At 47.8% G+C, this 24174-nt stretch carries 23 protein-coding genes and 1 pseudogene; 14 read left to right on the forward strand and 10 right to left on the reverse strand.

What is annotated here, in order from left to right:
- Window positions 1–21: 21 nt before the first annotated feature.
- From topA to AB3Y94_RS02370, 5 genes are all read left to right on the forward strand, one after another.
- The gene (topA, locus tag AB3Y94_RS02350; RefSeq protein WP_125694281.1) at window positions 22–2133 is read left to right on the forward strand and encodes a type I DNA topoisomerase; all 2112 of its coding nucleotides are present in this window, start codon (window positions 22–24) and stop codon (window positions 2131–2133) included.
- 183 nt (window positions 2134–2316) lie between these two features.
- Window positions 2317–3252 carry a tyrosine recombinase XerC gene (xerC, locus tag AB3Y94_RS02355; protein WP_367294959.1) on the forward strand — a complete coding sequence of 312 codons (936 nt, stop codon included), beginning with the start codon at window positions 2317–2319 and terminating at the stop codon, window positions 3250–3252.
- A 16-nt stretch (window positions 3253–3268) separates the two neighbouring features.
- Window positions 3269–3811: an HslVU peptidase proteolytic subunit gene (gene hslV, locus AB3Y94_RS02360; RefSeq protein ID WP_367294960.1), complete on the forward strand. Its 543-nt coding sequence runs from the start codon at window positions 3269–3271 to the stop codon at window positions 3809–3811.
- A 21-nt stretch (window positions 3812–3832) separates the two neighbouring features.
- Window positions 3833–5245: an ATP-dependent protease ATPase subunit HslU gene (hslU, locus tag AB3Y94_RS02365; RefSeq protein ID WP_367294961.1), complete on the forward strand. Its 1413-nt coding sequence runs from the start codon at window positions 3833–3835 to the stop codon at window positions 5243–5245.
- Between the two features lie 90 nt (window positions 5246–5335).
- The gene (locus tag AB3Y94_RS02370) at window positions 5336–6211 is read left to right on the forward strand and encodes an aldose 1-epimerase family protein (RefSeq protein ID WP_367294962.1); all 876 of its coding nucleotides are present in this window, start codon (window positions 5336–5338) and stop codon (window positions 6209–6211) included.
- 746 nt (window positions 6212–6957) lie between these two features.
- On the opposite strand, the gene plsY is transcribed toward AB3Y94_RS02370, so the two are convergent.
- Window positions 6958–7581 (reverse strand): glycerol-3-phosphate 1-O-acyltransferase PlsY, encoded by a 624-nt coding sequence (gene plsY / locus AB3Y94_RS02375; RefSeq protein ID WP_367294963.1) that lies wholly within the window; start codon window positions 7579–7581, stop codon window positions 6958–6960.
- 265 nt (window positions 7582–7846) lie between these two features.
- On the opposite strand from plsY, the gene parE reads away from it, so the two are divergent.
- The 9 genes from parE (at window position 7847) to xerS (ending at window position 18958) form a co-directional block, all read left to right on the forward strand.
- Window positions 7847–9820, forward strand: coding sequence for a DNA topoisomerase IV subunit B (gene parE / locus AB3Y94_RS02380; protein ID WP_367294964.1), 1974 nt, complete (start codon window positions 7847–7849; stop codon window positions 9818–9820).
- A gap of 31 nt (window positions 9821–9851) precedes the next feature.
- Window positions 9852–12299, forward strand: coding sequence for a DNA topoisomerase IV subunit A (gene parC, locus AB3Y94_RS02385; protein ID WP_367294965.1), 2448 nt, complete (start codon window positions 9852–9854; stop codon window positions 12297–12299).
- 136 nt (window positions 12300–12435) lie between these two features.
- Window positions 12436–13395, forward strand: a complete 960-nt coding sequence (locus AB3Y94_RS02390; RefSeq protein WP_125681333.1) for a LysR family transcriptional regulator — start codon at window positions 12436–12438, stop codon at window positions 13393–13395.
- Between the two features lie 35 nt (window positions 13396–13430).
- Entirely contained in the window at window positions 13431–14360 is a 930-nt protein-coding gene (locus AB3Y94_RS02395) for a manganese-dependent inorganic pyrophosphatase (protein ID WP_367294966.1), read from the forward strand.
- Between the two features lie 147 nt (window positions 14361–14507).
- Entirely contained in the window at window positions 14508–15080 is a 573-nt protein-coding gene (locus AB3Y94_RS02400) for a matrixin family metalloprotease (RefSeq protein ID WP_367294967.1), read from the forward strand.
- 135 nt (window positions 15081–15215) lie between these two features.
- Entirely contained in the window at window positions 15216–15656 is a 441-nt protein-coding gene (gene msrB, locus AB3Y94_RS02405) for a peptide-methionine (R)-S-oxide reductase MsrB (RefSeq protein WP_367294968.1), read from the forward strand.
- A gap of 17 nt (window positions 15657–15673) precedes the next feature.
- Complete coding sequence (msrA, locus tag AB3Y94_RS02410; RefSeq protein WP_367294969.1) at window positions 15674–16195, forward strand: peptide-methionine (S)-S-oxide reductase MsrA; 522 nt, start codon at window positions 15674–15676, stop codon at window positions 16193–16195.
- A gap of 46 nt (window positions 16196–16241) precedes the next feature.
- Window positions 16242–16685: an NUDIX hydrolase gene (locus tag AB3Y94_RS02415; RefSeq protein WP_367294970.1), complete on the forward strand. Its 444-nt coding sequence runs from the start codon at window positions 16242–16244 to the stop codon at window positions 16683–16685.
- A 1208-nt stretch (window positions 16686–17893) separates the two neighbouring features.
- On the forward strand, window positions 17894–18958 hold the full coding sequence (xerS, locus tag AB3Y94_RS02420) for a tyrosine recombinase XerS (RefSeq protein WP_367294971.1): 1065 nt from the start codon (window positions 17894–17896) through the stop codon (window positions 18956–18958).
- Window positions 18959–19077: 119 nt separating this feature from the next.
- On the opposite strand, the pseudogene AB3Y94_RS02425 reads toward xerS, so the two are convergent.
- The 9 genes and pseudogenes from AB3Y94_RS02425 to AB3Y94_RS02465 form a co-directional block, all read right to left on the reverse strand.
- Window positions 19078–19716: pseudogene (locus tag AB3Y94_RS02425) on the reverse strand (zinc ABC transporter substrate-binding protein); the annotation flags it as partial.
- 321 nt (window positions 19717–20037) lie between these two features.
- Window positions 20038–20385, reverse strand: a complete 348-nt coding sequence (locus AB3Y94_RS02430) for an MmcQ/YjbR family DNA-binding protein (protein WP_367294972.1) — start codon at window positions 20383–20385, stop codon at window positions 20038–20040.
- A 77-nt stretch (window positions 20386–20462) separates the two neighbouring features.
- Window positions 20463–21305, reverse strand: coding sequence for an alpha/beta hydrolase (locus AB3Y94_RS02435; protein ID WP_367294973.1), 843 nt, complete (start codon window positions 21303–21305; stop codon window positions 20463–20465).
- 173 nt (window positions 21306–21478) lie between these two features.
- Window positions 21479–21976 carry a cysteine hydrolase family protein gene (locus tag AB3Y94_RS02440; RefSeq protein WP_367294974.1) on the reverse strand — a complete coding sequence of 166 codons (498 nt, stop codon included), beginning with the start codon at window positions 21974–21976 and terminating at the stop codon, window positions 21479–21481.
- A gap of 228 nt (window positions 21977–22204) precedes the next feature.
- Window positions 22205–22483, reverse strand: a complete 279-nt coding sequence (locus AB3Y94_RS02445; protein ID WP_367294975.1) for an AbrB/MazE/SpoVT family DNA-binding domain-containing protein — start codon at window positions 22481–22483, stop codon at window positions 22205–22207.
- A gap of 107 nt (window positions 22484–22590) precedes the next feature.
- Window positions 22591–22980: a type II toxin-antitoxin system death-on-curing family toxin gene (locus tag AB3Y94_RS02450; RefSeq protein ID WP_367294976.1), complete on the reverse strand. Its 390-nt coding sequence runs from the start codon at window positions 22978–22980 to the stop codon at window positions 22591–22593.
- The gene (locus AB3Y94_RS02455; RefSeq protein ID WP_367294977.1) at window positions 22977–23231 is read right to left on the reverse strand and encodes an AbrB family transcriptional regulator; all 255 of its coding nucleotides are present in this window, start codon (window positions 23229–23231) and stop codon (window positions 22977–22979) included. Before AB3Y94_RS02455 ends, AB3Y94_RS02450 begins: the two co-directional genes overlap by 4 nt.
- 205 nt (window positions 23232–23436) lie before the next feature.
- Window positions 23437–23772, reverse strand: coding sequence for a zinc ribbon domain-containing protein (locus tag AB3Y94_RS02460; protein ID WP_367296470.1), 336 nt, complete (start codon window positions 23770–23772; stop codon window positions 23437–23439).
- A complete protein-coding gene (locus AB3Y94_RS02465; protein WP_367294978.1) occupies window positions 23753–24154 on the reverse strand; it encodes a hypothetical protein in 402 nt (133 codons plus the stop codon). The genes AB3Y94_RS02460 and AB3Y94_RS02465 overlap by 20 nt, the downstream gene beginning before the upstream one ends.
- Window positions 24155–24174 lie beyond the last annotated feature (20 nt).

Raw genomic sequence — 24174 nt, forward strand, 5'->3', positions numbered from 1 at the left:
CATTCGAGGGAGTAATGTGTTTTGCCGACGAAAACAAAGACTAAAACAACGACAAAGAAACGGCGCAAGCCGCAAAAAAAATTAGTTATCGTAGAATCCCCGGCGAAGGCCAAGACGATTGAAAAATATTTAGGGCGGACTTACAAGGTCATGCCTAGTCTAGGTCACGTGCGGGATCTGCCTAAGAGTTCGATGGGGGTCGATACCGAAAACGACTACGATCCGCACTACATCTCCATTCGTGGTAAGGGTGATGTGATCAAGGGCTTACGGTCCGAGGCCAAAAAGGCCAAAGCTGTCTACCTCGCATCTGACCCTGACCGTGAAGGGGAATCCATTGCCTGGCACTTGGCTCACGTCCTAAACCTGGACGTAAAAGACAAGAACCGGGTCACGTTTAATGAAATTACCAAGGACGCCGTCAAGGAAGCCTTCAAGACGCCCCGGACCATTGACATGGACCTGGTAAACGCCCAACAGGCGCGGCGAATCCTTGATCGTTTGGTGGGATATTCCATCTCACCATTACTTTGGAAAAAGGTCAAGAAGGGGCTAAGTGCCGGTCGGGTTCAATCGATTGCGCTGTCCCTGATCATTCAACGGGAAAAGGAAATCAAAGCCTTCATCCCCGAAGAATACTGGACCATCGACGCAGACTTCAAGAAGGCCCGGCACACGTTTGGTGCCAGCTTCTACGGCCTGAATGGTAAGAAGGCTGGCCTGAAAGATAACGCCGCCGTACAAGACATCCTGAACAAACTCGATAAAAAGGGTGACTTTGACATCACCAACGTGGTTCGTAAGGAACGGAAACGTTCACCCCAACCACCATTCACCACGAGTTCTATGCAACAGGATGCTAACCGTAAGTTAAACTTCAGAACACGGAAGACCATGATGGCTGCGCAACAGCTTTACGAAGGGATCAACCTGGGCAAGGAAGGTACGCAGGGGCTAATCACCTATATGCGGACCGACTCCACTCGGATCTCTAGCATTGCCAAGCACGAAGCCTCTACGTTCATTCACGAAAAATATGGGGCCGAATACGCTGCAACGAAGCCCATCAAGGGAAAGCTGCCTGAAGGGGCCCAAGATGCCCATGAAGCCATTCGACCAACCTCTGTTTTCCGAACCCCAGCTAGTCTGAAGGAACGGTTGAACAAGGACCAATTCCGGCTCTACCAACTTATTTGGAACCGGTTTGTGGCCAGCCAAATGACGAACGCCATCATGGATACCATGGCCGTGACGCTGGAACAAAACGGCGTGACTTTCCGGTCCAACGGCTCCAAGATGAAGTTCGAAGGGTTCTTGAAGATCTACAAGGACGGTAAGGAAAAGGATAACCTGTTGCCCGACCTTGAGATCGGCGACGTAGTCAAGTTGGCCAAGACTGATCCGGCCCAACACTTTACCCAGCCACCTGCACGGTATTCCGAAGCTAACCTGATCAAGGCGCTGGAAGAAAACGGTGTGGGCCGGCCATCGACCTACGCGCCAACTCTTGATACGATTCAACGCCGCTACTACGTTAAGTTAGTCGGTCGGCGCTTTGAACCGACTGAATTAGGTGAAATCGTTGATGGCATCATCAACGACTACTTCCCAGACGTAGTCAACGTTGACTTCACTGCTAACTTAGAACATGAGTTGGATGGGATTGAAGAAGGTAAGCAGGACTGGGTCAAGGTCATTGATAGCTTCTATCAACCATTCTCAACGGAAGTCGCTCACGCGGAAGACGCTATCGAAAAGATTCAGATCCGTGACGAACCCGCCGGCTTTGACTGTGACATCTGTGGCGCACCAATGGTCATCAAGATGGGCCGCTACGGTAAGTTCTACGCCTGCTCACGCTTCCCCGATTGTCGGAACACGAAGCCAATCGTGAAGGAAATCGGTGTGACCTGTCCCGTTTGTCATAAGGGTGAGGTCATCGAGCGGAAGTCCAAGAAGAACCGGATCTTCTACGGTTGTTCACGCTATCCCGACTGTGACTTCGTCTCATGGGACAAGCCAATCGGCCGCGATTGCCCTAAGGACGGCCACTATTTGGTTGCCAAGAAGATTCGTGGCGGTAGCCAAATCGTTTGTCCTAACGGGGACTACGAAGAAGCACCACAAAAGTAAAATTTATTAGCGACAGGTTCATCGGTCATCCTCACACAGTAGTGAGGCGGCCGATGAGCCTGTTTTATTGCGTGGTACCGGGCCTTTGGGGCCAGAAAATTGGTCCGGCAGAAAACCAGCTGATGAGTTAGTTGTGTTTTTTTAAGCCATTTGCTAGCATTGACAAGTACAGGAGGTGTTCACGTGGACCAAGCAGTCACAGACTTTCTTACGTATCTGCAAGGTGAGCGACAGTATTCTCCGGAAACCGTGAAGGCCTACCGCGAGGATCTGGAAGAATTTCACCAGTTTCTCGAAGACAACGGGGGCGTCAAACCGTGGTCGGCGATCGACCAGTTGGATGTTGAGGTTTACCTCAGCGACCTTTATGATCATCACTACGCTCGGACGACGATTGCCCGGAAGCTGTCCACGTTGCGGTCACTTTATAATTTTCTGATGAGCAACGGGCAAGCAACCGATGATCCCTTTGCCTACATTCAGTTGAAACACCACCAGAACCACTTACCCCGTTTCTTCTATGAACGGGAAATGACGGCCTTGTTTGCCGCGGCGGCTGCCAATCCGAATGAACAGTTGGCAACCCGCGATTCGGCAGTCCTGGAAGTTCTGTACGGCACCGGCATCCGGGTCAGTGAATGTGTCAACCTGACGCTGCCTGACGTCGACTTTGATAACCGCATGATGTTGATTCACGGGAAAGGGAATAAGGAACGCTACGTGCCGTTCGGCCACTACGCCGGCGACGCCCTGGAACGCTACTTTACAGCGGCCAGAACCCCTCTGATGGCCAAGAACCAACAGACGCATGCCTTTGTCTTTATCAACTCACGAGGCGGCCAGCTGACGACAGCCGGGGTGACCTATTTGCTTAACCAAATCATCAAACGCAGCAGTTTGACGACGGACATTCACCCGCACATGTTGCGGCACACATTTGCTACGCACCTCTTGAACCGGGGCGCAGATCTCCGGTCGGTCCAGGAACTGCTGGGTCACAGCAGCCTATCCACGACGCAGATCTACACTCACGTAACGCGGGAACACTTACAGCGGGACTACCGCCAGTTTTTCCCCCGTGCAACCGAAGATAAGTCACATCAAAAGAAACCATCATAAGGAGATCGATGAAACTATGCCAGTAAAATTTGAAGCCACGACCATCTGTGCTGTTCGCCACAACGGCCATAACGCTATGGCGGGTGACGGGCAAGTCACTATGGGAGAAAAGGTCATCATGAAGGGGACCGCACACAAGATTCGCCGCATCTACAACAACCAAGTCGTCGTTGGATTCGCCGGTAGTGTTGCCGATGCCTTCAACCTGGAAGAAAAATTCGAAGGCCAATTAAATGAATACAGTGGGAACCTGCAACGAGCAGCTGTCGAACTCGCCAAGCAATGGCGGTCCGACCAAGCACTCCAAAAGCTGGAAGCTTTACTGATTGTCATGGATAAGGACGAAATGCTGTTGGTTTCCGGTTCTGGTGAAGTCATTGCTCCAGACGACGACATCTTGGCCATCGGTTCCGGTGGGAACTTTGCCTTGGCCGCAGCCACGGCGTTACACCACCACGCTACCGACATGAGCGCCAAGGAGATTGCCGAAAGTGCCATCCACATTGCTGGGGTCATCGACATCTTTACCAACGAAAACGTTATTTCTGAAGAACTTTAATTATTGAACGGAGGAATCACTGTGGACGCTATTAATAAAACGCCTAAAGAAATCGTGGCCTTACTTGATCAATACGTGATTGGTCAGGATGAAGCTAAAAAAGCCATTGCGATTGCCTTACGCAACCGTTACCGTCGGATGCAACTCGATGCCGACATGCAAGAAGAAATTTCACCTAAGAACATGTTAATGATCGGACCGACCGGGGTCGGGAAGACTGAAATTGCTCGCCGGTTGGCTAAGATCGTGCACGCACCCTTCACCAAGGTCGAAGCCAGCAAATTCACCGAGGTCGGCTACGTTGGCCGCGACGTTGAATCCATGGTCCGGGACTTGGTCGAAGTCTCCGTCAGCATGCAGAAGCAAGATCAGTTCAAGAATGTCCGGAGCGACGCCGTTCAAGCCGCTAACAAGCGGTTAGTTAAGTTGCTGGCACCGGCCAAGAAGAAAGAAAACAAGAACAACAACGACTTTGCGAACATGATGAACATGTTCTCCCAGATGCAAAATGGCCAAACGCCGACGGCACCAACTGACCAAGAAGAAGTCACCGATGATATCCGCAACGAACGGTTATCTCTGGCGGATCAACTGAACAAGGGCTTGCTGGAAGATCACCAGGTCGAGATCGAAATGGATGATCCCCAACAAACCAATGCCACCGACAACAACATGCTAGGCCAAATGGGAATCGATTTGAACGACACCCTGGGTTCAATCATGCCTAAGAAGCGGATCAAGCGGACGGTCAGTGTGGCCGAAGCGCGTGAAATCCTGGTCGCTGAAGAATCTGAAAAATTGGTCAATAACGCTGACATCAACCACGATGCCATCAAACGGGCCGAAAATACTGGAATCATCTTCCTGGATGAAATTGACAAGATCACGAAGGGCAGTGGCCAAAACAGTGGCGACGTTTCCCGTGAAGGGGTCCAACGCGATATCCTGCCAATCGTTGAAGGAACCCAGGTCAAGACGAAGTACGGGACCATCGACACCGATCACATTTTGTTCATCGCTGCCGGTGCCTTCGCTGAATCCAAGCCTAGCGATTTGATTGCTGAATTACAGGGACGTTTCCCAATTCGGGTCGAACTAAACGACCTGAGCAAGCAGGACTTTGTCCGGATCTTAACTGAACCGAACAACGCCTTGATCAAGCAATACATTGCCCTGATTGGGACGGACAACGTGAAGGTGACGTTCACGATGGAAGCCATCGAACGGATTGCCGAATTGGCCTTTGAACTCAACCATGAGAACCAAAACATTGGTGCTCGACGGTTACAGACGGTCCTAGAAAAGCTCTTGGAAGACCTGCTCTACGAAGGGCCCGACATGGGGACCGGTGACGTCACAATTACCGAAAACTACGTTAACGACAAGATTGGTGACATCGTTCAGAACAAGGACCTGTCACGCTACATCCTATAAAACATTACGAGGGCCAGGACAGTTGTCTTGGCTCTTTTTGGCGCGGTAGGGTATCATAGAGAGTGATGATTTAAATCTGGGAGGAATTCGATGATAACGCTTAACAACGAAGATTTAACGGTTCAGGTCAACCCATTGGGTGCCGAACTATCGAGTGTCAAAGACAATGAGAGCGGTTTAGAATATATGTGGCAAGCTGATAAAGCCTACTGGGGTCGCCACGCACCGATTCTCTTTCCCATCGTAGGTCGCTTGCAAGATAATCAGTACCGTCTCGACGGCAAAACCTATCAAATGACCCAGCACGGGTTCGCTCGTGACCGGACATTTACCGTCGTTGATCAGGATCCGACGCACGTGAGTCTTGAACTCAAGGCCGATGCCGAAACGAAGGCCCTGTTCCCAGCCGACTTCATCCTGACCATCAGTTACGAACTGGTGGACCACCAATTGAAGTTCTCAGCGGACGTGGCCAATCCAGCAGATGACACGTTAACGTTCTCCTTGGGTGCTCACCCCGGCTTTAACGTGCCACTGGGTGACCCAGCGGCAGACTTTACGGATTACCAAGTCACCGTTTCACCGAAGAAGGTCTACCAACGCGTGCCTTTGGTCGGTCCGTACAGCGACACACAACACAGTGTGCCCCTTGACTTGACGCAACCACTGAGTTTGGATCACGGCCTATTTGATCACGACGCCCAGGTTCTGACGTTAGACAACCACGAGACGACGGTGATGTTAAGTACGCCAGATAGCGACCACGGTGTCGCTTTGACAGTGGCCGCACCGTACCTTGGTATCTGGTCACCATACCCGAAACAAGCGCCATTCGTTTGTTTCGAACCTTGGTGGGGCTTAGCTGACGACGTTCAGGCGACTGGTGATTTAGAAACCAAGGTGGCCATCCACCATTTGGCTGGCCATGAGAACTTCCAGGCGGCTTACCAAATTACTTACTTCTAAACTGAAGTGTTTGCTGCAATCCAGGATTAGTAAGTAGCGATATTGTTAATTGGTTGCGCTCCAGCGGCCAGGGATTCCGCCTGCTGTGGGGACGCTTCAGACTGGAAAGTTCACCAGTCTTCTCGCTCGATTCTGAGCCACGAAGACCCCGTGTCTCAAAAGTCGCCCGTGGTATAAGCTGGCAAAGAACTCACCAGCTAATACCACTTTCACGGCTGGCTCCATCCCTGGCCGCCTCCGACTCTGATTGCGTTTTGACATGATCATCGTTGAGGCCTTATACCAACTATATTGCACTGCAGTTGGTAGTAGACGTGGGGCTTTCAAGGCATCAAGTTGTGTCGGCATCGGTTCAACCCATAGCTGACAAACGGTAAGTGGGAGGAGACAAATTAGGCTGCCTAATTCACACATTAATATTGTTATCTGACTCTCTAAGTGGTTGAACAACACATGTTAAGTTCGGTAGCACCTATTTTCCGTTAAAATCATCAATTTGAGCGGAGGTGGCCAGGGGGTGGGGCGGCCGTGAAAATGACGTTAGCTAGCGCTTTATGCTAGCTTAGGTCATGGGCGCCTTTGAAGACGCGGGTCTTTCGTGGCTTCAAAGTGAGCGAGAAGCCCGTATTTTGGCTGAAGCGTACCCACAGCAGGCCCACCGCCTGGCCACCGGAGCGCAGTTCAAAAATTCATTTCAAAGAAAAAGGGCTCCCAACGACAAAAGTCATTGAGAGCCCTCAGTGTTCCTATTTAGCGCGATGCTTACGGTAGCCATGACCAAAGGGAACCAGTGACTCAGTTCCCTGACGGATCCGGGTAATGTTCGTTCGGTGACGATAAAAGACAAAGATGGTCAAAACCAGCGCAATTCCCGTCAAATACCAGTCCTGAAAACCTAACGAAATCAACGTAATTAGGCTAAAGGCAATCATGCTGGCAAGGCTGACCATACTGGTCCAATAGATCAAACTGACCCACAGGCCGGCCGCAATTACAAACATGATGGGATTGTAAGCCAGTAGCATCCCCGCTGAGGTGGCCACCGCCTTGCCACCCTTGAAGTGGTCGAAGACCGACACAGTATGTCCCAGAACGGCCATGAGGCCAAACAGGAGTGGCGTTGCCGTTCCGAGGAAGGTCGTCACGTGGAAGAGGGTGGGCAGCAGTGTTGCAACCGTGCCCTTAGCAATGTCCAATACCATCACAACGGTTCCAGCATACGGACCTAAGACCCGATACGTATTCGTTGTCCCGATGTTCCCTGATCCAGACTGTCGAATATCCGTTTGAAAAAAGGCTTTGCCGACCCAGACACCATTGGGAATGGCACCCAGGAGGTAGGCCACAAGTAGTAAGCCAATTAATTTCACAAGTATTTCCTCCGCTCCGGTTTGGTGGGACCATCACTGATCACCACAAATTAAGCTGTCCTATATTTTAGCATGTTTTGACCGGAACGCCAATTATCTCTGAAATTCTAGCACGGTTTTAACTTCCTGTGGTATGATTATGAAGTTACTGGATACCATCAGGGCGGCACTGAACGAACCATTTGAACATATGTTCGCTTTGAGGTAAACTAGAGAAGCACTGTAACTTGTATTTTTAACGACTAAAAGTAAAGGGGATTTACGCATGGCGAAAGCAAAACCAAAATATGACGATTCCTCCATTCAGGTTTTGGAGGGATTGGAAGCTGTTCGTAAACGTCCTGGTATGTATATCGGGTCAACCGACGGCCGGGGTCTGCATCACTTGGTCTACGAAATTGTAGATAACGCCGTCGATGAAGCTCTGGCTGGCTATGGTAAGGAAATCAACGTGACCATCCACCAGGACAATAGTATTACGGTCGTTGACCATGGGCGGGGTATGCCAGTCGGCATGCACGCCTCAGGAATTCCAACGCCAGAAGTCATTCTTACCGTGCTGCATGCCGGTGGGAAATTCGGCCAGGGGGGGTATAAGACCTCTGGGGGACTTCACGGGGTCGGGGCTTCTGTGGTCAACGCCCTCTCCAGCGCACTTACGGTCACGATTGTCCGTGATGGCGTACGGTATCAAGAAAAATTTAAAGACGGGGGTCATCCCCAAGGTACCCTGAAAAAGCTAGGCAACACTCGGGCTCATAACGGGACCACGCTAACATTCAAACCGGACAGTCAGATCTTTACGACCACCGTTTATAATTTTGGCACTTTAGCGGAACGGTTACGGGAATCTGCTTTCTTACTAAAAGGTGTCAAGATTACCCTGACTGATGAACGCGAGGGTCAAGAACGTGAAGAAGCCTACCATTTTGAAGACGGTATCAAAGAGTTTGTTGGGTACCTTAACGAAGACAAAGATACGTTAGGCGACGTCATGTACTTTGATGGCAGTAAGGATGGTATCGAGGTTGAAGTCGCTGCTCAGTATAACGATGGCTACACCGAAAATCTGCTCTCCTTCGTTAACAACGTCCGGACCAAGGACGGTGGTACACACGAGGCTGGTATGCGAAGTGGGTGGACCAAAGCGTTCAATGAATACGCCCGCAAGGTTGGCCTGCTGAAGGAGCGCGACAAGAATCTGGAAGGAACCGATGTCCGTGAAGGCCTCTCAGCCGTCATCTCTCTTCGTGTGCCCGAAAACCTCCTACAATTCGAAGGTCAAACGAAGGAAAAGCTGGGGACACCTGAAGCACGGACAATCGTCGACAGCGTGATCAGCGAACAACTTGGCTACTACCTCATGGAAAATGGGGACTTCGGAAAGATGCTGATCAAGAAGTCCACGCAGGCCCGGCAAGCGCGTGAAGCTGCTCGCAAGGCGCGTGATGAAAGCCGAAATGGGAAGCGGCATAAGAAGCACGAACGCCTCCTCTCTGGTAAACTAACACCCGCCCAATCTAAGAACGCAGCCAAGAACGAACTATTCTTAGTCGAAGGAGATTCCGCCGGTGGTTCAGCTAAGCAGGGCCGGAACCGGAAGTTCCAAGCCATCCTGCCATTACGGGGGAAGGTCTTGAACACCGAGAAGGCCAAACTACCCGACATCATGAAGAACGAAGAAATCAGTACCATGATCTACACAATCGGTGCTGGTGTTGGGGCCGAATTTAACATTGAGGACGCCAACTACGATAAGGTCATCATCATGACCGATGCCGATGATGACGGTGCCCATATCCAGATTCTTTTGCTGACGTTCTTCTACAAGTACATGCGGCCGATGATTGACGCTGGCCGGATCTACATTGCCTTGCCACCGTTGTACCGTATCAAACGGACTGGGAAGAACCAAGACATTGCGTACGCTTGGACTAACGACGAACTCGCCGAAAAAACTAAGCAAATCAAGAACCACGGGTATAACCTTCAGCGGTTCAAGGGGTTAGGGGAAATGGACGCCGAACAGTTGTGGGAAACGACCATGGATCCTGATAACCGGACCTTGATTCGCGTTCAAATCGATGACGCCGCTTTGGCAGAACGCCGGGTCACGACATTGATGGGCGACAAGGTTGAACCACGCCGGAAGTGGATTGAAAACAACGTTCAATTTACCTTAGAGGAAGACAACTCGAGTTTGTTAGAAAATGACTCATCAACCTCATCAACTGATTAATCAAAATTCCGGTGAAAGGAGCAATTAATTCGTGAGTGAAGGACAAAAAATTCAAGAGCTAACGTTGGAAGAAGTTATGGGCGACCGGTTCGGTCGTTATTCCAAATCAATCATTCAGGAACGGGCGCTTCCCGATATTCGGGACGGCTTAAAGCCCGTTCAACGGCGAATTCTGTTTGCCATGAACAAGGACGGCAATACCTACGACAAGGGATTCCGCAAGTCCGCTAAGTCTGTCGGAAATGTCATGGGTAACTTTCACCCCCACGGTGACAGTTCCATTTATGAAGCTCTGACACGAATGAGCCAGGACTGGAAGGTTCGGGAACCCCTCGTCGAAATGCACGGGAACAACGGGTCCATGGACGGGGATCCCGCAGCTGCCATGCGGTATACGGAAGCCCGCCTCAGTAAACTGGCGGGCGAGATGCTCCGTGACATCGATAAAGATACCGTGGAAATGGTCCTCAATTTTGATGATACTGAGTACGAGCCTACCGTCTTGCCAGCCCGGTTCCCCAACCTATTGGTCAACGGATCCACTGGGATTTCAGCGGGTTACGCCACCGAGATTCCACCGCACAATTTGGGTGAAGTTGTTGACGCTTTAGTCTACCTCCTAAGTCATCCCAAGGCTGAATTAGCTGAACTAATGACGTATGTTCAGGGACCAGACTTTCCAACTGGCGGGATCATCCAAGGGAAAGACGGCATCATCAAGGCCTACGAAACTGGTCGGGGCCGGATCGTCGTGCGGTCCAAGACGAAGATTGAACCACTCCGTGGGAACAAGAGCCAGATTACGGTGACAGAAATCCCTTACGAAGTCAATAAGGCTCAACTGGTCAAAAAAATCGATGAAATTCGGTTAAACAAAAAGGTTGAAGGCCTTGCCGAAGTCCGGGACGAAACTGACCGTGAAGGGTTACGCATTGCCATTGAACTCAAACGTGATGCGGACGCTCAGGGGGTCTTGAACTACTTGTTTAAGAACACTGAGCTTCAAATCACGTACAACTTCAACATGGTGGCCATCAACCACCAACGGCCAGAACACGTGGGTCTCAAGACTATTCTGACAGCCTACCTAGAGCATCAACGCACGGTGATTACTAAGCGGACCCAGTACGACCTACAAAAGGCACTGGACCGGCAACACATCGTTTTAGGGTTGATCAAGGCCTTGTCGATTCTTGATGAAGTTATCAAAACTATCCGGGCCAGTAAGGACCGGCGTGATGCACGGGACAACCTGGTTAGTGCCTACGATTTCTCTGAGAAGCAAGCAGACGCCATTGTAGCCCTGCAACTCTACCGGTTGACCAACACCGACGTGACGCAGTTAGAAGCCGAATCTGACAAGCTCACAGCCGCTATCGAAGAAGACCGGAAGATTTTGGCTGACCCTAAGACGCTGAACGCTGTTTTACGGAAAGAATTAAAGGCCGTTGCCAAGGAATACCGAAACCCTCGTCGGACTGAGATTCAAGATCAGATTGAAGACCTGAAGATCAAGACGACCGTCACGGTTGCCGACGAAGACGTCGTTGTTTTAGTGAGTCACGATGGTTACCTGAAACGTTCCGGTGTTCGTTCTTATACGGCTTCGGACCCTGAAGACAACGGGCTTAAAGATGAGGATTACCCAATCTTCATGCAACAATTGAGCACGTTGGATCACCTAATGATGTTCACTAGCAAAGGGAACCTGATTTACCGGCCCGTTCACGAAATAAGTGATGTGAAGTGGAAAGAAACCGGCGAACATATTTCTCAAACCATCGGCTTAGAATCTGATGAAGAAATTGTGGCCACTTACGCCTTTAAGACATTGAAGGAAACCGGTCACTTCTTGATTGCAACCAGTGATGGGTACATCAAGCAGACCGCCTTCAAGGACCTGACACCAGGTCGGACGTATAAGAGTCGCGCCGCAGTCTACGAGAAGCTGAAGAGTCCGGACGCCCACGTCGTCCAGGTCAAATACCTGACGGAACCCGTTGAACAAGGCATTCTTTTAATTTCCAAGAACGGTTACGCGTTGCGTTACACCTTAGATGAAGTTTCCATCAACGGGGCCCGGACCACCGGTGTCCGCTCCATGGATCTACGCGACGACGATGAGGTCGTTAACCTAGCTATGGTCACGGATAGTGATACAATTGCCATGGTTACCCAGCGGGGGGCCTTCAAACGATTGGCAATGAAGGAATTGTCAGTCACGAGTCGGGCTCGTCGGGGAGTAGTCGTCTTGCATGAATTAAAGCGTGAACCGCACCGAGTCGTCGACTTCATGACAATTCCAGCGGGGAACCCAGCCTTGGAGATTTTGACGGATAGAGAACGGACTCACGATGTCTTACCAACCGAGCATCCACTCAGTGGTCGTTACTCTAACGGCTCGTTCGTTGTGGATACCGACGTTGAGGGGACACCAGTTCAGTTACGCCTCAAACCGACGGAACTAGTCTTGGAATAAGACAATCTGTGAGACTTTGCGAGCAGAAATCGTTGCGCTTTTAGTGTAAACGGCCTATCATATACAGTAATAGTAACCATTAGTTGGCAGGACGTTATTTAACGGACCCCGTCACAATGATAAGGAGCAAAAGCGGATGAAGACGAAGCAGGAAAGCATTTTTTCTTCAAAAACCCTGACGTATTTCCTACAGCTTGCTGAGACGATGAACTATACGCAGGCTGCCCAGATTTTAGGCATCACGCAACCAGCATTAACGCAGCAAATTAAGAAACTGGAACGAACGGTGGGCGCACCATTATTCTATTCAGTCGGTAAGAAACTGCGGTTATCCGATGCCGGATATACTATGCTTGACGCGACGCACAAGATTTATGGCATTCTCAACCAAGCCACTGACGAGATTCAACAATCGACCAGTGCCACGCAAGGTGAAATCAACATCGGGTTACTGGCGTCTATGGAAGATGCTGTTTTTGAGGACTTTGCCATTCTGTCGTATCAGAACAATCCGGATCTCAAAATTTCCTTCCACATGCTAACCCGGAAAGAAATTTGGGAGCGTCTAGAAAACAACAAGATTGATTTGGCCATCATGTACCTGCCTGATGATTCCATTAAGAACTGGAAACCGTATGAATCGAAGAAAATTATCTCCGATGACCTCTTGTTCATTCACCACGATGAACAGTTGGCCAAAAAGCGGCGAATCAAGTTCAAGGACACCACTGAGAACGTTTGGGCCATGTATCCAGATGGATACTACTTGAACCAAACGTTGCATGAAGCCTACAAGAATCAACTTGCTGATTTTCCCAAGAGTGTGGCGAACTTTACCACACCGACCCAGCTACTCCATTTCTCCATGCAGACGCAATCCGCGACTGCATTACCAAATTCGTTTATGATTGGGCAGGACGACTTACCCAATACCTGGACGGCTCATTTCGATCCAAATATTCGGTTCGACTTGGCCTTCGTCTTCCGGAAGGGTAAGGCAGAGATCCCCCGCATTAGTCACTTCTTGGCGCAGTTTGACCGGTACTTGCATACCGACGATTACATTTCTCGCCTCAAACAACTTCGGAACCAATAACCTAAAAATATTATTTGTTAAAGGAGTTCTATCTAATGAGTAAAGCATTAATTTTCGGTCACCAAAATCCAGATACGGACGCAATCGTTGCCGCTAAGGCTTACGCCTACTTCCAAACCCAAAAGGGACTGGATGTTGAAGCCGTTGCCTTGGGCGAACCTAACATGGAAACTAATTTCGTGTTAAATCACTTCGACGAACCAGCGCCACGGGTCATCAAAACTGCTTCTAACGAAGTTGACCACGTTATGTTAGTTGACCACAACGAGGCCCAGCAAAGTGTTGAAGACATCGACAAGGTGACGGTTACCCACGTCGTTGACCATCACCGTATCGCCAACTTTGAAACAAAGTTGCCTTTGTACTACCGGGCAGAACCCGTTGGCTGTGTCAGCACGATTTTGACCGAAATGTTCGACGAAGAAAAAATCGAAATTCCAGCTAAGTTAGCTGGTTTGATGCTTTCCGCTATCATTTCAGATACGTTGTTATTACAATCCCCAACGACGACTGACAAGGACCGCGAAGCAGTTCGTGCCTTGGCTGAAATTGCTGACGTGGATGTTCAAAGCTACGGTATCGAAATGTTAAAGGCTGGGACTAACCTGGCAGCCAAGTCTGACAAAGAACTCATCGATGGTGACGCTAAATCATTCGACATGGGTGGTAAGAGCGTACGGATCGGCCAAATCAACACGGTCGACTTAGACGACGTTTTGTCCCGTCAAGCTGGTTTGGAAAAGGAAATGCAAGCTGAAATGGCCGCTGACGGCTACGACTTGTTCATTACCTTGGCTACCAACGTCTTGAACAGCGACTCAGAACTCATCGTTGCCGGTGAACCTAAGAGTGCTGTTGAAACAGCCTTTAACACCAAGCTGGAGAACAACCGGGCTAGCTTACCAGGCGTTGTTTCCCGGAAGAAGCAAGTGGTACCACCACTGACTGCTGCCTTCGAAGGCTAATTTAAGATAATTTACGATCTAACGAACACCTCTCGCCAGTTTTTAACCGGTCGGAGGTGTTTTTTTTACCCGCCTAAAATAAGATTCGCTATAATACGGGTCGATGGTAGTCGTTAGGCATCTCCTTCAAGGGAGAGGGAAATATGCATGACAAAAAACTGGTACCGGGGAATTTTTACCGCAGTTATCGCTGTTGGTCTGTTACTCACTCAGGTCGGGAATATTGTTGCTCTGGCAACGACTGCCACACCATTTGGTCCGGAACGCTTCGCGAGTGACCACGCCACGTACGTGATTAACACCAAGTCCGCTTATTACCGGCGAATCTGGGAAGGCGCCATCGCTGCTTGGAATAAGACCGGCGCGTTTCATTTCAAACAAAGTTCAGCGGCCCACGCCCAAATTCAATTGTCGACGGCTTCGCAGTCTCAATCTGTATCAATGGGTCAAGATGTTGGGTTGACTGATTTCTGGTCTAGAAATGACTACTTGAAGTCTGTAAAGTCGACCTTAAACGGCCAGCTATTGCAGGAATACGGCTATTCACGTTCAGACGATTTACACGTAGCTGAACACGAATTAGGCCACACGATGGGCTTAGGTCACAACCCATCCAGAAAGAGTGTCATGTACTACCGCAACCGCGATGAGGGAATCCAGAAAGTGGATATCCAAGCCGTTAAGCTCCGTTACAAGTTACCGGCTGGCGAAGCAAGTTAGGACTTTAGAACGTTACCATGGGGGCCGAGCTCTCAATGGTAACGTTTTTTTAATCAAATTAGTTGTAATTTTGACAAACAAGCTTAAACTAGGAATAAGCTTATTAGTTGTGCACAATTGATTGGAGGAATCTGAATGGCATCTCAAGAGAATCAGGCAGATTTAAAGAAACGACTGACGGCTGAACAATTCGCCGTTACCCAGCACGCGGCCACAGAGGCGGCGTTCACTGGTGAGTACGATCAATTTTACGAACCTGGTATCTACGTCGACGTAGTGAGTGGTCAACCATTGTTTAGCTCCACCGATAAGTATGACGCTGGTTGCGGTTGGCCATCCTTTACCAAACCGATCGACGCGGCCAACGTCAAAGAAAACACGGATCACTCGTTCGGTATGGTGCGACAAGAAGTCCGAAGTACCGACGCCGCATCCCATCTCGGGCACGTCTTCAACGACGGTCCCACAGAGGCCGGTGGTCTCCGCTACTGTATCAACTCCGCAGCGCTGAAGTTTATTCCAGCCAGTGAGTTAGAATCTAAAGGTTATCATGATTTTGAGCAACTCTTTAACTAAACAGGAAGGGTGAGTCGATGAGTCAACTTGAAACAGCTATTTTTGCTGGCGGATGTTTTTGGTGCATGGTCCAACCGTTTGATACACAACCAGGCATTGAATCCGTTATCTCCGGCTATACTGGTGGGCATACCGTTAATCCAACCTACGCTGAGGTTGCGAGCCACACCACCGGCCATACCGAAGCTGTTAAGATTACATTCGATCCGGCCATCATCAGTTACGCGCAACTGGTTGAAATTTATTGGCGACAAACTGATCCCACGGACGCCAGCGGTCAGTTCCAAGACCGTGGTGACAGCTACCGCCCAGTTATCTACGTTAATAGTCCTGAGCAGCGTCGGGTAGCAGCAGCTTCTAAGACGCGCTTGGCAGCCAGTGAACGCTTCGATGATCCGATTGTCACGACGATTGAGGATGCACAGCCGTTTTATCCCGCTGAGGAGGAACATCAGGACTTCTACAAACGTAATCCATTTCGTTATCAGATTGAAGAAATGGGTGGTCGCCAAGACTTTATCCAAAATAAATGGCGTTAATACCCATTCTGTATGCTACAATTATGGGTAAAGGATGGTGTTTGTAGTGGGATATGTACGTCATTTACGGCAACAAGTTGGTCAGGAACCCTTAATTGTGGTTGGTTCCGCAGCGGTCGTTTGTCGTCAGCAGCAACTCTTGTTGATCAAACGCACAGATAATTTGCTTTGGGGACTGCCAGCCGGGTCCAAGGAACTCAATGAAAGTGTTGAGGACACGGCACGGCGTGAATTACGGGAGGAAGCTGGCTTAATCGCAACTGATGCCAAACTCATGACGGTCGCCAGTGGTTCAGGCATGCAATACACGTATCCAAACGGCGATCCGATTGATTCAGTCACAGTTGTCTATGCGTTAACGGTGACTGGTGAAGCACAGCCGGATAACGTCGAGACTAGCTCAGCCAAATTTTTTGACCTGCAGCGGTTACCAGAAAATCTAACGCCACTGACGAAACAAATCCTACGAGAGCTCACACTAATCAAATAACGTAAAACTAATCAGCAAATTGAGACGTTGTAAGTTAGCGTTTCAATTTGCTGATTTTTTCTTGCTAATTAAGGTTGATGAGTCTGAGACTAGCTTTTGGGTCTACTTTCGATAATATATATTATGTAAAGTAGAATAAATTTTCGATTTATAATTGAAGAATGACCATTCCCTTTCTTTTACATGTGTTGTTATTTTTTTGCAACGTTACTTATATACTTGCTGCTAAAAAACATAGCAGCTAAGTTGCACAGCAAGTTACTGACGACATCCGTGTGTCGACTGATTATGATGCTCAGAAAATTGTTTGAGTCACCGCTGACTGAGCTTATCCATCGACTTACCGATGTAATCGTCTGTTTGTAGCCAAATTAGTTTAATTTCGATTAAGCGCTACGGTCTGTCAGCAAACCTATTTATCGGTTAAAATCAGCCAAAACTGGCAATTTACAGGCGCATTCTCCGTTAATTTCATGGTCAGGTCTCCGTCTAAAGTCTGAACGTGTGCTTAGAATCAACGTCCAAAATCACGTTTTGACAGTCGCACCCAGCAGCACTTGGTTCTGTGCCATTTCTGTCGGTTCTTAAGCCAAAGTACCAGACACATACGGACTACCAAACAATAATCAAAAACTTACTAGCTGACCAGCTCAGTGATGGCAGTTGCTGAGCTGGTCAGCTAGAGTTTCCAAATAGTTTGACAGATCCGATTGCTAACGTTGGCATCAACGACTGGTTAGCTGGGATTTTGTTAAACGCCGTCCGAGTTGATGTTTAGGTGCTATTTTTCTTGAATATGATACAACATGCGTGACGTGTTATGTGCCTAAATACTGTTGCTACAGTGATTATAGCTTGATAATTACTGATTTCATCCAACATGCTTAAGTAGCTTAAACGCCCGACAACTGCTACTGTACCAGTATTTAGCAAGATTTGAACGTACCGTAAATAACACTATTCTTCAACCAATATAAGCTTGTAGCTCAAACACCGAAGAACGCCTATATAACAGGCATTACGTCCATTTTTTACTCCAGCATGCTAACTGACCCTACAGGTCATACCGGTACTATTCAGGTCACTACTTTCATTAAAACAAATATTTTAAAGATAGTAGTCGCTAAAAATAAGGCGGGGGGCTTGCTAATTTGGTCATTCACCGGTATCATATAGCATATGAGAACATATGTTTGGAGGCCACTTCTATGGAGAAACAACATTACTTAAAATTAATTAGCGAAGAGTTGGCCACTGCACCTTGGTACGTCCAGGAATACTACCAAGCCAAAGCGACAGTGCCCCTGTCTCCAGCCACCCTCTATCAGTACCTAACCGAATACCGCCGCTTCTTCAACTGGCTGATCAGTGAAGATTTGACGCCGGCCGGCCACCCTGCTGACATTGATATTCAGGTGCTGGCCACCTTAAAGAAGGAAACCGTTGAGCTATACAAGTCTGCCCTGTTGAATCAAACTAAGCTCACAGGTGCCCCTGGTAGTCGAACCCATCCAACCATCAACCGCTCATTAAACGCCCTCTCATCGCTCTTCAAGTACCTAACGGAAGACACCGAAGACGAGCACGGTGAAGCTTACTTCGACCGTAACGTGATGCACAAGATTGCTCTGGTACGAACCAGTGAGACCTACGCGACACGGGCTGCCAACCTGAAAACCAAACTCATGCTGGGCGACACGGATCATGATTATCTGGCCTTTATCGATGAAAAATATGACGATCTATTGTCGCCGGCTAAGAAACGGTATTTTCACCGGGATAAACAGCGGGACCTGGCCATCAACGCCCTGCTGTTAGGTAGTGGCTTGCGTGTCTCTGAGGCCGCCAATGCTGACTTGCGCCATCTGAACCTGAAGACGGGCACGATTGGCGTGGTCCGTAAGGGTGGTCAACGGGATACGGTGCCGATTGCGCCATGGACGTTGACCTACATTCAAGACTACGTCGACCACCGAACGGCAATTTATCACGCTACCAACGGTGACCGGGCCCTATTTCTCAGTAGCTATCGCGGCCAAGCATCGCGCATGCAGGCCAATTCCATGGAAAAAATGGTGGCCAAGTATTCCTCTGCGTTTAAGGTCCGTATCACACCGCACAAGCTCCGTCACACGTTAGCCTCAAAACTCTACCTGGCCACCAAGAACGAACAGCTCGTGGCCACTCAGTTAGGACAGAACTCAACCAGTGCGACCGGACTGTACACCCATATCATTGATGAGGAACAGCGACATGGGCTGGAGAAAATGTAATTATCAACCAGTAAAAACAGCTGACGAATTTGAAGAGCCAGACTTCCTGGAAACGGAAATCTGGCTCTTGTTGACTTCATTCTGAACATCACCGATATAGAGAGTAAGGCAACTTTACCTTACTGTAAAATCTTTGCAAGCTGCTGATACTGACTGATCATCCATTCAGCATAATCTTTATTTGCAGGCAGGGTCTCTGTAACTGGGAGTACTGGTATCTTATTCTTCTTAGACATGTCCACTAGATTATTGACCAACTTACTATCCACCTGTTCATTAAAGACAAAGAAGGCTATTTTGTGTTTCTTTAACCCATCTTGCATCTTTGAAATTGTCTTTGGCGCTGGATCACTTTGGTTTTCAACTGCCATTTCAAAACTCTGATTGGCAACCTTGAATCCGAGTGCGTTAACGGCATAATCAAAAACTGGTTCGCTGACGTAAACCTGCTTCTGAGTCATCTTAAGATTCATTTTCTTAATTCTTTGAATCTCCTTGTTAATTCCAGATAGTGACTTGATGTACTTCTCCGCATTTTTTTCAAAGTAGGTCTTATTTTCTGGCTGTTTCTTGGCAAATTGTTTTGCTAGTGCCTTCGCTAAAATTGGCATGGTTGATGGCCGGTACCACAAGCGCGGGTTATCGCCACCCTCTTTGCCGAGTGAATCATTGCCGACTTTGATATAAGTACCATCGCCACCATCCGCAAGCTTGTTCATCCACGCATCATAGCCCACACCGTTTGCAACTACCACATCAGCACCATAAACCTTCTAGCAACACTTGGCGTTGGTTCATAGTCATGCGAATCCATTATGCCAAGCTGATTGGTATCCCAGCAGTTGGTGGTTTAATCAAGTTTTACTGATAAGAACTTTCAAAAATCAAAACACCCACAAAACTTTACTAATTAGGATAGGATGCCACAAAATGACTAACTCCGCATGATCTCACGGTGTTAGTCATTTTTCTGTGCGCTTAGTTTACGAGTTTCCTATTAAATTGAAAACACATTCTACTTGTCATTTTCTTCTACTCAGCTTGATGACCAACTGAGTCGTGTTAAGCTCAAGCTTACGTTAATTAGTCAATTGGTAGCTTGCATCAACGAGTTTCTTCAAAGCTTCTTTTGATGGTAACTGGCTAATATCCAGGGTGATCCAGTGTTGCTTTGTAAAGTGCTGCCCTGGCAAGATATATGGCATCGTATCAACGAGTTCATCAATGTTTCCGGGGTTGCATTTCAAATCAAGGTACAAAGCGCCATCTTTCTCATAGGCGAGCCCAAATATTTTCTTGCTGGCCGCGTGTCGTAACGCGTCAAACACAATCCGATTGCGGCGCCCCGGGGCGTTAAACGGCTCATCAACACTAACCTTCTTGCCCTCGCTACTGAATGCAATGAGGGCCTCTTTTGACATTTCCATAAGTATGCCTCCTCTTCACTAATGCAATGGTGTTATGTAGTCTAAGATATTAGTGCTTTACTAGATCTTCACAACCCCTAGTTCCGTAGAAAATGAATCAGCAGGCGGTCTACTCGCACATTATCATGTAGCTTACTGTGTTGAGCACCTTGTCCCGTGATTTTCTGTTCCTGGTAGGACTTGGCCCGGCCAGCAACCAAGTACCGCAATGACTGGGATGAAGCGTTACTGACGGAACCATCAGAATGAGAGCCATCATCCTTATCGCCATAGATATTCAGTACCGAAATTTGGTTCCTCGGATAAGTCTGCCGGAGTGGTAACAGAGCCTGGTACTCCGGCTGCATCTTCTCAGGCTGCCCATTGGAACGCAACTTCATCCGGTTAGGTTCATCATTCATTCCCAAAATGCCGTTAAAGTGACCGGCAATGTCGACCTGCTTTTGTAGTTTAGGTAGATTGGCCTGATTCTGCCGTAAATAATACATAATAGCCATATTACCCATCGAATGACCCACGACGTTGAACTTTTTAGTCTGATAAGTTTGTTGTAGCTTAACAACCGTTGCCTTGGCCCACCGACCCCATTGCTCAGGACTTGAGTTCCGACTATCCTGATAATCGACCTCGACAATGGGATGATAGTCGCCCGTACGAAACTGGCCAGACAGGGTGACCTTTCCTCGTTTCGAAACGGTGGCCCGCACGATTGTCTTCGTCAACCCGGCATTTACGAGTGCATGGGCCATCTGATTTTCAGCACGGTAACTACTCCCCCAACCGTGGAAAAATAGCGTTGGTTCATATTTACTAGGATTCGGTAGTTTGGCTGCAGTTGAATGACCGCCACTCACCCCACAGGCCGACAGTCCTAACAACAGTAAACTGATTCCCAAAAATTCAATCCACCTTTTTTTCATGTGATTTCTCCCCCTATAGTTAACTAAACTTGATAGCCTAAGTATAAGCCTTTAAGTTAGCTCGAAGGAAAGCTTTATTTTCAAAGCTAACGAAAGCATAGGGGACTTAGCCAGGCGTCTAAAAATATGGCCAACAAAAAAGCTCACCGATAACTTCAGTGAGCTTGATTTCGTTAAGCCTCTAACATCGTGACAAACCGGTGATTCCAAATACCCTCAAAAAAGGCAATGGTCTGGTCAGCCGTCATGAATTTATTATCCACGGTAGTCGTTAATCCCCGTGTCATTTGTAAGTCGTAACCAATACCATGGGCAACTTTAGTCGTGGTATCCACGCAGTATTCAACCTGAGCACCACAGATTTCTAGTGACTCGGCAGCAAAACTCGTCAATACCCGCCGTAAGTTGGTATGGTAAAAGGCATTTGCGTGATGCTTAGAAACTAAGGAGTCCGTGTCACGGTAATCAAGGTCGGGAATCAATTCCCAATCGTGGGTTCCTTGTACCAAGTCTTCATCCGAATGCTGGATAAAAACAATGGGCTTTTTGGCCTTACGGTACGCCGCAATTCGGGCGTTGACACCGGCAAGGACTTGGGGCATGTTCGCTGCGGTCTGTTCACCGTAACAAACACCATTTTGAAGATCAATGACTAATAAAACGTCTGCCATGTTGATGGCCTCCTTCAGGAATCTTTCAAATCAGCTTCTATCATACCTTATTTGTGGAGCCCAACAAACAATAAATATTCCAGCATTAAGCTATTTCTAGCTTGATGAGAATAATTCTAACGAGTTGCTTCCACGAATAGCCGCTTCGTACAGTCAAAACACTACATACAAAAACTAGAATTCACTGCAAAATGGATTCTAGTATTAGATTCGATGGCTATTAATCGATCACTCTTCATGCATCCATTCATCAAAACTGGGGGTTTTCTTAACATCGTAGTAGCCATCCTGATCTATATTAACTTGTTCCACCGGAATGTCCGCAGTTAATTCCTGCCAATCAAGACTGGATGGAAGTTTTTGAAGAACCATTTGACCCTCATCATTAAGCGTTATAACCAGTTGTGTGCCGCTGGCAAGGTTTAATCTTCTTCTAAATTCTAACGGAGTAGCCATTTGACCCTTACTCGAAATTTTAATAATCTTGATATCTTTTATTGGATTCATAGTCGTTTCTCCTGAAAATTGATACCTCGAATCTACCAACCGGACCATATGAAGACTAAACAATCAAGGACATAATCGCTTTCCCATCAATCACTTTTTGGCAACAATTAAACTTGATGATTTTTTAACCATTCAGCAAGGGTTAACATGATCTCTTCATTATCTGGGCTATTGGTCACACTTAATATAAGGCTCTCACCCTCATCATCACTGAAATACACGTTATGCCCATTAATTCTTAAAAAAGTTAGCCCCGAAATAAGTGCTGTCCGCTTATTACCATCCAAGAAAATATGCTTCTTAGTAACCTTTTGAATAATAAACGCAACTTTAAGCCAAATATTAGGATATAGTTCTTTTCCAAATATTACTTGCTGCGGTTGTTCAACGACAATATCTAACCCTTGTGGGTACTGCACACCGAAAGATTGACTCCGCGCACGAGTGAGAATTTGCCTATTGATACCTATAAATTCTTCCTTGGTCAAAAAAATCATAGGTTTTCTAGTCGTTTCATTAAATCAGAATGCTCATCAAATATGTCATTTGCAGTTTCCAAAATGTTAGGCCTGGCATTTTCAATTTTTCTAAAAGTAACTTCTTTGCCATCTGGAGAAACAATCTTTTCAAAAGTAGTTTCCCCATCCACTTTTAGAAATTCACGATCTTTTTTGGAGAGTCGAAAAGCATAGGAATTCCCATTTTTAAATAACTTAACAGGCTCATTTAAATTTTCTGGATTAAGCACACACAATCGCTCCTTCCTTTAATGTACATACATTATATGCTTTCGTATGTACGAAGTCCAACTATACTACCTTTACGTCAATTGCCCCTGAATGAATTCAGAGACTTGTCGCTCACGTGTCTGACAACACAGTAGTTCAATATGCCCGTTAGGCACTCCTACTCGTAATGGCAACATCATCGGGTACCCGTTTAACTATCAGGATCTACCCAATAGCTGTTAGCTTCTTAATCTTTGGTCGTTTAACACCGTTCAACCATTCTTGACCAAGCATTGCAATATTCATGGCCCCTAGTCGGTCATCGTTACAACGATACTGGCATCGGGAGCACCAATACTCGTGAGTATCATGATGGCGATTATTTTTCTCAACCAGTCCACACTTGGGACAGCGCTGTGAGGTGAAGGCCGGATTGACTTTCACAACGGCACTCTGAATAGTCTGTGCCTTGTATGTTAAGAACGATTCTAGCTGGAAAAAGGACCAAGAACGATGACTACTACGCAACGACTTAGGTAGGTCATCCGTGTTGAATGTCACATTGGTCAAGTCTTCCAATCCATAATCGATCAACACCCACGTGGCCAGCGATACCGACGACCCACCAGACCAACGTCAACCAATTTCCCTGACGCATGACCAACCCATTGTTATCCACCCAGAATCGATAGGACCAGGCTCGTAATAGGGCAAAAACGATTGCACTAGCTAAACTCAAGCCACCAAAGACAACCGCCTGCGAAGGACTGATCTGTAGATGCTGTTTGTTGAAGGCATCGCCAATTGATGCGGCTCCCAAAAGCGTGACCAGTACGAAAAATGCCATCTTAAAACGAACTACCTTGGGGGCTAGCTGACGTTTGATCACAACGAAAAGTAGCCACGCACCCAACACCAAATTGGTTAAATCTAGATTTTGCATCTCAAACTCCCTTAAGCTAT

The sequence above is a fragment of the Levilactobacillus yonginensis genome (assembly GCF_964065165.1).
Lineage (GTDB): Bacteria > Bacillota > Bacilli > Lactobacillales > Lactobacillaceae > Levilactobacillus > Levilactobacillus yonginensis_A.